At 45.3% G+C, this 9,890-nt stretch carries 11 protein-coding genes; 1 reads left to right on the top strand and 10 read right to left on the bottom strand.

Features of this window, described 5'->3' with window-relative positions; translation table 11 throughout:
• Nucleotides 1-115 precede the first annotated feature (115 nt).
• The gene (locus NTX76_02525) at nucleotides 116-583 is read right to left on the bottom strand and encodes a hypothetical protein (GenBank protein MCX7338144.1); all 468 of its coding nucleotides are present in this window, start codon (nucleotides 581-583) and stop codon (nucleotides 116-118) included.
• Nucleotides 584-675: 92 nt separating this feature from the next.
• Nucleotides 676-1,446, bottom strand: coding sequence for a class I SAM-dependent methyltransferase (locus tag NTX76_02520; GenBank protein MCX7338143.1), 771 nt, complete (start codon nucleotides 1,444-1,446; stop codon nucleotides 676-678).
• 133 nt (nucleotides 1,447-1,579) lie between these two features.
• Between NTX76_02520 and NTX76_02515 the strand changes: the two genes are divergently transcribed.
• Nucleotides 1,580-2,620 (top strand): rod shape-determining protein, encoded by a 1,041-nt coding sequence (locus NTX76_02515; GenBank protein MCX7338142.1) that lies wholly within the window; start codon nucleotides 1,580-1,582, stop codon nucleotides 2,618-2,620.
• A gap of 65 nt (nucleotides 2,621-2,685) precedes the next feature.
• Here NTX76_02515 and NTX76_02510 read toward each other — a convergent pair whose 3' ends face one another.
• From NTX76_02510 to NTX76_02475, 8 genes are all read right to left on the bottom strand, one after another.
• Nucleotides 2,686-3,567 (bottom strand): hemolysin family protein, encoded by an 882-nt coding sequence (locus NTX76_02510; protein ID MCX7338141.1) that lies wholly within the window; start codon nucleotides 3,565-3,567, stop codon nucleotides 2,686-2,688.
• Complete coding sequence (gene ybeY, locus NTX76_02505; GenBank protein ID MCX7338140.1) at nucleotides 3,564-4,061, bottom strand: rRNA maturation RNase YbeY; 498 nt, start codon at nucleotides 4,059-4,061, stop codon at nucleotides 3,564-3,566. The genes NTX76_02510 and ybeY overlap by 4 nt, the downstream gene beginning before the upstream one ends.
• A complete protein-coding gene (locus NTX76_02500) occupies nucleotides 4,033-5,046 on the bottom strand; it encodes a PhoH family protein (GenBank protein MCX7338139.1) in 1,014 nt (337 codons plus the stop codon). Before NTX76_02500 ends, ybeY begins: the two co-directional genes overlap by 29 nt.
• A gap of 15 nt (nucleotides 5,047-5,061) precedes the next feature.
• On the bottom strand, nucleotides 5,062-6,456 hold the full coding sequence (gene miaB / locus NTX76_02495) for a tRNA (N6-isopentenyl adenosine(37)-C2)-methylthiotransferase MiaB (protein MCX7338138.1): 1,395 nt from the start codon (nucleotides 6,454-6,456) through the stop codon (nucleotides 5,062-5,064).
• Between the two features lie 20 nt (nucleotides 6,457-6,476).
• Nucleotides 6,477-6,965 carry a MucR family transcriptional regulator gene (locus NTX76_02490; GenBank protein ID MCX7338137.1) on the bottom strand — a complete coding sequence of 163 codons (489 nt, stop codon included), beginning with the start codon at nucleotides 6,963-6,965 and terminating at the stop codon, nucleotides 6,477-6,479.
• Nucleotides 6,966-7,105: 140 nt separating this feature from the next.
• Nucleotides 7,106-8,821, bottom strand: coding sequence for a hypothetical protein (locus NTX76_02485; GenBank protein ID MCX7338136.1), 1,716 nt, complete (start codon nucleotides 8,819-8,821; stop codon nucleotides 7,106-7,108).
• Nucleotides 8,822-8,823: 2 nt separating this feature from the next.
• The gene (gene rpe, locus NTX76_02480; protein ID MCX7338135.1) at nucleotides 8,824-9,486 is read right to left on the bottom strand and encodes a ribulose-phosphate 3-epimerase; all 663 of its coding nucleotides are present in this window, start codon (nucleotides 9,484-9,486) and stop codon (nucleotides 8,824-8,826) included.
• Between the two features lie 25 nt (nucleotides 9,487-9,511).
• The coding region (locus NTX76_02475; protein ID MCX7338134.1) for a ferrochelatase at nucleotides 9,512-9,890 on the bottom strand (379 nt) is incomplete at its 5' end.

Below are 9,890 nucleotides of genomic sequence, written 5' to 3'. Positions count from 1 at the left end.
TTCCCAACATTGTTTAAAAGTCAGAACTTATTGAGGAAGAAAATAAATGAAATAATTTTACTAAAATTTTAGATATAAGGCCACAAGGTATAAAACTCGGAACTCCTATTGCCGATTATGCGCGTTCCTTACCACTAGGCCTAATAAAGAAAAATGCCCTCATATGAATGGGGCTCAGATGCTTTTGCTGTTCGTGATCTGGATCAAACATCATACTAAAAGTATTGCTGATATCTTCTTTTGTTAAATTACCCTTTGTTGCAATGTTGTTTTCATCCAGGTTACATTTGTCAATTATGTCGATGATAAATTGTCGATATCTTTCTTGATCGGCTGTAAATGCATCGTCCGTGTCATCGCTTAGATCAAGTAACCCATAGGACTTTGCGCTATTGTGGTTTTCCAGCAAAAGATCATAGTTCACCCCAGTCGGGAGCTGATATGTGCTCCAAATCACATGCTCCTCAAGAAGTTGATTATGGGAATTACTGCTATCGGCGGCGTTTTCGGACATCGCGGTGGAAAACTGTGATAACGCAACAATATTTAAACAACAGATACTTAAAAGACGAATAATTCTCATAAAACATACTCAAATTAATAATTGATAATACTTATTATAGTTACATATAAGTATTAAATAAGAATTAACAAGAATAAATTTTTAAAAATGTATCAAACCCCGACTGGTTGACCCAGCCTTCGTGGGGCCAAAGAAATGCGGAACCGCTTACGCCAGGGGATTTTTTCATAATCATAAATCGGTCCATAGACCTGTTTGACGGATTCAATGCAAACCAAACCGCTGAATTTTTGCAAACAACACGGGCCAATTTTTTCAATCAGCGGGCTTAACCCCATGATGATTTTAGAATTTGACGGTGGAGTATAAAGCCCCCTTAACAGATGCGTTGGTGTAAAAAGCGTGTTTCGGAGTAAATCAGAAAGCTGCGTCATAGTATAGGGTCGCCCATGGCCAAACGGCGTATTGTCAAAGCGTGCCCAAAGGCCCCGGCGATTGGGCGTGATGATGAATAGACGCCCCTCTGAGGTTAGGACCCTCCAGGCTTCCCTCAAAAGATGTTCAGGATCATGACTGTGTTCCAGGGCATGAACAATCAATAATCGGTCGACGGATCGATCGGGGAGGGGGAGCATATCTTCCTCTATTAGGGCAGAGGGGATGCTTTGTTTTTTGGACCAGCCCAACACCCCTTGCTGGTCGGGCATAAATGCAAAAATGGAGGATTTATCATCATGGGGACAACACTCGAACAGGGGGAGGGTATATCCCAATCCAACGATAACCTGGTTTTGCGCCTGATTTTGTCCTTGACTTGCCTTGGGATCCCAAACAGTTCGAAGGATACTTTGTGACTTTTCTTTTACAATTTGACCCAGTGCTGAATCATAAAAGTCTCTAAGGTCAATAACATCGGTCGACATAATGGAAAAACCGTTAAAAGGGTGATATAAGTAATAAATACTGCCTTGAACGTTTTTGCAAGGATTTGTAAACTAACACATGTATGTATGGGTAATACTCCCACGGTCTTGGTTTTTTTAAAAGAGGAAAAATATGTTATCGCGTCTATTAGGAATGCTTTCAAAAGACATGGCTATCGATTTGGGAACGGCCAATACTTTGGTTTATGTCAAGGGACGGGGTATTGTTTTGAACGAACCATCCGTTGTTGCGATCGCCACGATCAAGGGGAAAAGGCAAGTTTTGGCCGTGGGAGAGGAAGCCAAGCTCATGGTTGGGCGAACCCCAGGCAACATACAAGCGATTCGCCCTTTGCGGGATGGAGTCATTGCCGATTTCGAGGTGGCCGAAGAAATGATCAAACATTTCATAAGAAAGGTCCATAACAGGCGCGGATTTACGGCACCCCGCATCGTTGTTTGCGTGCCCTATGGATCAACCCCGGTAGAACGCCGTGCCATTCAAGAATCGGCCGAAAGTGCCGGTGGACGTCGTGTATTTTTGATCGAGGAGCCCATGGCTGCTGCGATTGGGGCCGGGTTGCCCGTTACGGAACCAACAGGATCGATGGTTGTTGATATTGGCGGTGGCACAACAGAGGTTGCTGTATTATCACTTGGTGGCATTGTTTATGGATGTTCCTTTCGCGTCGGGGGCGATAAAATGGACGAGGCGATTATTGGATATATTCGCAAACATCACAATTTGCTTATTGGTGAAGCAACCGCCGAACGCATCAAGAAAACAATTGGATCAGCCACCGTACAGCCCGAAAGTGAAAGTATAAAACTGTCCATCAAGGGGCGGAGTTTGATCAATGGCGTTCCAACAGAACTGGAAATCAACCAAAAGCAAATCTCAGAATCCCTGGCGGAGGTTGTAACGACCATTGCCGAAGGTGTCAAAAGTGCCCTGGAAAATACAGCGCCTGAATTGTCGGCCGATATCGTTGATCGCGGTATTGTGATGACGGGCGGCGGGTCATTATTAGTTAACCTGGATCGTGTCATTGCCGAGGCAACGGGTGTTCCCGTGTTTGTGGCAGAAAATGCGTTGCATTGCGTTGCCCTTGGGACCGGGCGCACGCTGGAGGAGATGAAAATCCTGCAAAATGTTTTGATTAATATGTATTAGGTTGGTCGAATGTGGCCTTTTTACGAACTGTCACTCCCTCTCGAAGCGAGAGGGAGTCATCCCTCTTAAGCCCTCATCCCATTGCGTATACACAAACGGCGAATACAGCGCGGGTCGGCCTCTAGAACCTCAAATTCCACGCCCGATGGATGACGGATTAGCTCGCCCCTGATGGGGACACGTCCGGCTATAAAGACGACTAATCCACCAAGAGTATCGATGTCTTCCTCGCTCAGTGCCAGTGGTATCCCAAGAACTTCTTCAACTTCCTCTAGTGTTGTTCGGGCATCCGCCACAATCGTACCATCGGATTTTACCTGTATTTGGGTGGATGCTTCTTGGTCGTGAGCTTCCTGAATATCGCCGATTATTTCCTCAATAAGGCATTCAAATGTCACTAGGCCATCAACCCCGCCAAACTCATCAACGACAACCGCCATTTTGCACCCAGTCTCGCGCATCTGAAGCAATAGATCCAATGTGCGCATGGCCGGGGAAATGAAAATTACTTCCTTAAGAAGGTTCTTGATTGCAAAGGGATTTTTAGCATGAAACCAGGCTAAAAGGTCTTTTATGTGAACGGTCCCCACAATGTTATCCAACGTATCACGATAAATCGGAAGCTGTGTAATCCCCGTTTTAACAAACAGGGCAACTAGATCCCCTTCGGTGACAGTGATGGGGGCAGCCATGATGTCGGCCCGGGGAACCATCACATCTGCCGCTGTTAAGTCCTTCAGATTCAGAACATTTCCCAGGAGCTGACGCTCGTCTGATTCTATCGATGGCTCCTCCTCAAGGCTTTCCTCGATGAGTTCCTCCAGCGTTTCCCTAAGGCTGCTGTCAGAATCATTTTTGCTCAGTTTTTTCCAAAAACCTTTCAGTGTTTTGGGTAATGAGGACTGCGGGTTCTTCCTTTGACGGGAGATAAATAAAGATGTTTTCATTCGATGTAAGGGGTGTTGATTCCAAGGTTTTTTAAAATAATAACTTCTAATGATTCCATAACGGCCGCATCGGCCTCGTGTTCGTGGTCGTATCCTAACAAATGTAGTATACCATGAATTATTAAATGCATCACATGATGTTCAAAAATTTTTCCCTGTTGTTCAGTTTCTTTTAGCACAGTTTCAAGGGACACGACAATATCCCCCAATAGCAAGGGCATATCAGGATCGTGAATTGCAGAAAGATCATCTGGATCCAACCCTGGAAAAGACAGTACATTGGTTGGCTTGTCCTGCCCGCGGTATTGTAAATTGAGCACATGCGATTCTTCGTCATTTGTTAAAACAATGCTGATTTCCAGCGCAGCCTGTGGCGCATCTACGTGTTGAAACAAAGCCTCCGCGCCTTGGGCAAATTTTTGGCACCATTCATCCTCCGATGCAAAGGCCAGCCATCGGGGGTCGTTAATGAGCAGGGTGACAATAGGTATCATATGCATGCACAATCTTAGTAACCAATGAATGACGAACGACATCTGTTTCGTCAAAGTGAATCATGTTAATTCCGTCAACCCCGTCCAGCACTCGCAAAACTTCTTTCAGGCCTGACGTGGCCCCGGTCGGTAAATCAATTTGGGTTAAATCTCCCGTAATGACCATTCGTGAATTGGGCCCTAATCGCGTTAAAAACATTTTCATTTGAACGGATGTTGTGTTTTGCGCCTCGTCCAAGATAACAAATGAATTGGCCAGGGTTCGCCCCCGCATAAAGGCTAGGGGAGCCACCTCGATTTCGCCACTCGCGACGCGTTTTAAAACCTGCTCGGGTGGTAACATGTCATTCAATGCATCATAAAGTGGCCGAAGGTAGGGATCTATTTTTTCCTTTAAATCTCCGGGTAAGAACCCCAGATGTTCGCCGGCTTCTACTGCTGGGCGGGACAAAATAATGCGATCAACTTTTCCCTCTAACAAAAGAGAGATACCATAAGCCACAGCCAAATAGGTTTTGCCCGTACCGGCAGGCCCAATACCGAAAACCATTTCATTTTTTTGCATGGATTTAATGTATCGGCCCTGGCCCCCCGTTCGGGGAAAAACGATGCGGCGTTTTGTGGAAATCGAAACATCAGATGCCGACCCCGGTTCGCCTGGAGCACACTCCCCCAGGGGGTGCCCTGCATCATTTTCAAGCGCATGCAAAGATTCATTATGCATAACAACGCGAATGGCATCATCTATCTCAGGGATCGCAATCGCCTGGCCATTTGATATTTGCTTATAGAGAAGCTGCACCGTATTTTTTGCGTAGGTTGCCTCAGGCTCCCGACCAACAATGGTCAATTTGTTTCCCCGAAGAGCAATCGTTACCCCTAATCGTTGTTCTAGTCGCAACAGATTCTTGTCCTGCGGCCCAACGAGCAGTGCCAATAAATGGTTATCGCGGAATTCTATTGTATAATTAGAGTCTTTGTTCATAATGACCTGTATCCCCTAGGCAGTCCGGGAGACGATATGTCCAGCTAGACTATTGGATGACGCTGTTTCAATCCGAACGTCAACAAGTTGTCCCAATAAATCAGCAGACGCAGCAATGGGAACAGATTGCATATATTCTGTTTTACCCATAAGCTGACCCACTTGTTTGCCTTGTCTATCAATCAACACAGACTGAATTGTTCCAATCTTGCCTTGATTAAAGGATAACTGCTTTTGGTTAATAAAGTCTTGCACTTCACACAGATTTTTTATTTTTATTTCTTCTGATACCTGGGGATCCATAGCGGCCGCCGGTGTTCCGGGGCGCATGCTATACTTAAATGAATAGGCCTGGGCATAACCAACCTCGCGGATTAAATCCAATGTTGCTAAATGATCGGCCTGTGTTTCTCCCGGGAATCCAATAATAAAATCAGAGGAGAAAGCGATGTCTGGCCTGGCTTTTCGTAATTTTTCGATAAGATTTAAATAATCGGAAACCGTATGCTTGCGGTTCATCGCTTCTAGCATTTTATTGCTGCCCGATTGTACGGGCAGGTGCAAAAAGGGCATCAATGCCGGCACATCCCGATGGGCATCGATTAAATCCTGGTCCATATCACGTGGGTGGGATGTCATATATCGGATACGAATCAAACCTGGAATTAGTGCCAATTCCTGAACCAAGCGTCCCAATCCCCATGGTCCCATTGCGTTAGAATTGGAATAGGGCGCCTCCCCATGATAGCCATTCACATTCTGGCCCAAAAGAGTTATTTCTTTCGCCCCAAATTCAACCAAAAGACGGGCTTCTTCCAAAACTGCTTTTGCTGGTCTGGAATATTCCGCCCCCCTGGTATAGGGGACAACACAAAAAGTGCAAAACTTATCGCAGCCCTCCTGGATCGATAGGAAAGCACTTATGGGGGAAAAAGTGGTGGCGGGAAGAAGGTCGAATTTGCTTTCAAGCGGGAAATCTGTGTCAATGACACCCGTCCGTTGATAGGTTTTTTCACCACTCAAGGCGCGCTTTCGGCGTGCTTTTTCAATAATTTCAGGCAAACGATGATAGGTCTGGGGCCCAAAAACGAGATCAACATAGGGGGCTTGGCGAATAATTTCTTCGCCCTCTGCTTGCCCAACACATCCACCGACGGCGATAAGCATATCGTTGCCGGTTTCGCGTCTCTCGTTACGATGATCTCTTAATCGCCCCAGCTCGGAATAAACCTTTTGTTCGGCTTTTTCGCGGATGTGGCATGTATTGAGAATCGCCATATCAGCCGTCGAGGCATCCTCTGTCAGAGAGTACCCCAGCGGCTTTAAAAGGTCCATCATGCGGCCAGAATCATAAACATTCATCTGGCAGCCATATGTCTTGATATAGAGTTTTTTACTCGGTACGGTCACTGTATATTTCCAAGATTTCCTTAGTTCTGCCCAGAAACAACAGCCATTTGAACTTGTCCGTCCTCATGCTGACCAACGACAACTTGCAATCCACGACGACGACGCCCTGTAACACCCAGGCCGGTATTTTTTGCGATTTGGCTACGTCTTCTGGCATAGCTTGGTGACACAACAGGATAATCAGAAGGCAAACCCCAGCGTTCTCTGTACTGATCGATTGTCATTTTATAGACAGTATTCAAGTGACGCTTAAGCATCTGAAGCTTTTTGCCGTCTTCAAGACAAACAATATAATCCTCATTAACGGATTCTTCGATTGGCACTGCTGGAATAAGGGGAGTTCTGTTTCTAAGGCTATTTGCCCCCCTGTTTGCATCAACCAAAGCCTGGTAAACCTTACCGATGACCGCTGGTATTTCTTCCAAGGGAAGGCCATTGTTTGAAAAATAAGCAGAGGTAATTTGCGCCGTAAAATTAAGTAATTCGTTGTGTGTTAGTGTGTCACTCATTTGGATTATCCTTTAACTATAGTACGTTTTTTCTATTTATAATTCGTTATTCGGATTTCAGCAACCCTTATTTAACATTTTTGTAAAAAGATTACAAAGTGTCTCTTTTAGATAACACTTTTGTAAAAAAGTGCATTTTATTATTCCGTTTCTTGTCTAAATGCCCATTTAATCGTTTGTCTTTTGTCTTTTTTTAATTTAGCCATCAAAAACAGGGTTGGTAAGCTGGCTCCTGGTTTTTCTACCTCGTTTCCCTCTGGCTTCCCCTCGTCTTGGCAGATGATTTCCTGACATCCTGCCGTAATCAGACGCCAGCACCCCCGATTATTATTTTTTGCATCCGCTTTTGTTATTTTTGCTTGAGGCGGAACAGAGACCTTAATAATTTTGTTTGAAAGCTGCGTAAACTGTGTATTCTCTGCAAAAACAAAACGTAAAGCAACAATACCTGATTCTGATAAAGTTATGACATCTTCTCCCCGGAAATCACCACCTTCGGAACCAAGATAAAGCTGACGTTGATGGTGGTATCCAACACCGGGGGCCAGCTGGCTGCGGAAAAATTGATTGTGAGCACCCATCCAGTAAATATGACCGTCTTTTGTTTGTCTTTCTAAATCCAAATTGCTGTCATCTTGATCCTCTGCCCTTATCCACAGGCCGCTACTGAGTTGAACCATCACATCACCCGAATGAACAATTCGTTGCCGACCAAAGCTCCATTCGAAATTCATTATGTTTGTGCTGGGTTCGCCATGGGATGACACATCATGTTGGTTGGTTCGATTAAACAACAAAGGTTTCGTGTTAATCAAAACGGTTCCAAGTTTACTTGAAAGGCGATCAAATCCCATATCGGATGCCCGACCTGGTGGGCGTCCCTTAACATCAGACAGAGACAAAACCATATCAATAAAGGATGAGGAATAGTAATGCCCACCCCCTTCGTTTTTCATTGGAAACTGTGCATCACCAAAATCGGCCATTTCCCCGTCATTGTGGCGAAGCAAGCGAATAATTGGTGCCATGGCCGTTATTCCAGCCTGCAAAAATGGGGGTTCTTTGATGTTCATGCCGCGTAAAAGGGATCGTATATCAATAAGGTCCCGCACTGTCAAAAGCTGCAGAACTGGGGATCGGCTTTTATGCCCCCCGTCGGAAAAAACTTGTTTCTGTAGGGTTTTTTCCAAATCCTTTAAAAGAAACAGGATAATGTCGGAATCACCATAAAGGGAACAGGCGCAAACGATTAACCCCTTTAAGGCACGAAAGCGTCGGATCGGGTCGCTTATATCGGCATAGCTTCGCATAAGATGGTGATATTGACGCCCCAGGGAAGACATAAACGCTCGATGAAAATCCTCGTCAGCGCTGGACCCAAAAAAATCAAACAGGGAAACCCAGTTGGCCAAGCGCGTCCCCATAATATCTGGGCGCCATGATGCAGAAAGCCAGCATCGGGAGGATGATGATTGATTATGCTCCATCCAATGGTTCATCAGGTGTCGGCTAAGCTTGCGGCTGCTGTTTGTGCAGATAGAACGCAAATCCCTTAGCCAATCGAATCCATGAATCCAATCGAGCTCTGTCATTGGACCATTTTTTTGGGGTGTTAATAATTCCAGAAAATCATTCAGCGAAATCATTTGATGGCCAATGGGGAAAGCGCCCTCCAACAGCGCCCGGGCCGTTCGGATATCGCCAGGCCAAGGATCCGTTGGAACCCTGAGCAGGCCATCAGGCATTTTTTTACGCAGGGTCATACCATACAGGGGGCTTCTCTCAAAAAAGTGCCTGACCTTGCCTGATAAACGACTGGATGAATTGCTGGTTTTGTTGTTTGGTTTGTTTAGCATGGTCAGCAATTGCGTAACATGTTGATTTGATGGGCATAATCTTTTCCAGAAAAAATATAATTCCCGGAAACCAAAATATCGGCCCCAGCCAAGGTAGCCAAGAGGGCCGTTTGGTCATTTATACCGCCATCAATGGACAATTTCACGGTTTGGGGCAAGTGATTTCTGAGTTGGCTTAATTTTTTAAGGGCGCCATAAATAAAATCCTGCCCCCCGAATCCCGGGTTAACAGACATAACCAAAACCAGATCAATCATATCCATCAGCGGAAAAATATGCTCGATTGGTGTGCCTGGATTCAAGGCAAGCCCGGCTTTGCAGCCACGCGATTTGATATGCTGCACTGTTCGGTGGGGGTGGGGACCGGATTCTGGATGAATTGTTATAAAATCGGCTCCGGCATCCGAAAATGCATCAATAAACGTGTCGACCGGACTGATCATCAAATGAACATCCAGGGGGAGGGGGGTTATTTTTCGTATACGCCGCACCAAATCAGGGCCAAACGTTAAATTCGGCACAAAATGCCCATCCATGATATCCAGATGGAGCCAGTCAGCCCCTGCTGCCTCTAGTGATTCAATTTCACGTTCTAAATTTAGTAAATCAGCAGACAGCAAAGAAGCAGAGATTTGCACAGGATTTTTTGGGTGTTTTATTGGCATCTTGCGGGAATTTTACGAACGAATACTAGGGTGATGGTACCATTTCTTTTGATGCAAAAGAAAGTGGGTTCATGATTAATTCTGCTAAACTTTTTATGAATAATGGATGACACCCAAGGCTTGGCACCCGGCCATAAAAGGGTACACCATAAGTTGCTGCTTTTTCTTTGTACTCACTATCCAATTCAACCAACGTTTCTGAATGATCCGATACAAAGCTGATGGGGACAACAACGACAGGAACGCAATCACGCGCTGCATTTTGTAATTCCTGATCCAAGGTTGGTTCTAACCATTGTATTGGACCAACACGACTTTGATAACAGACGCGATAGTCCGCCGTTGATAGGCTTTGTCCCTGAACTCTAGATATCGCAGAAATCCGATTGATATGTCCGTCTTTT

Source organism: Alphaproteobacteria bacterium, from assembly GCA_026400645.1.
In the GTDB taxonomy this organism is placed as follows: Bacteria; Pseudomonadota; Alphaproteobacteria; order Paracaedibacterales; family CAIULA01; genus JAPLOP01.
This window is presented reverse-complemented; position numbering and strand designations above follow the sequence as displayed.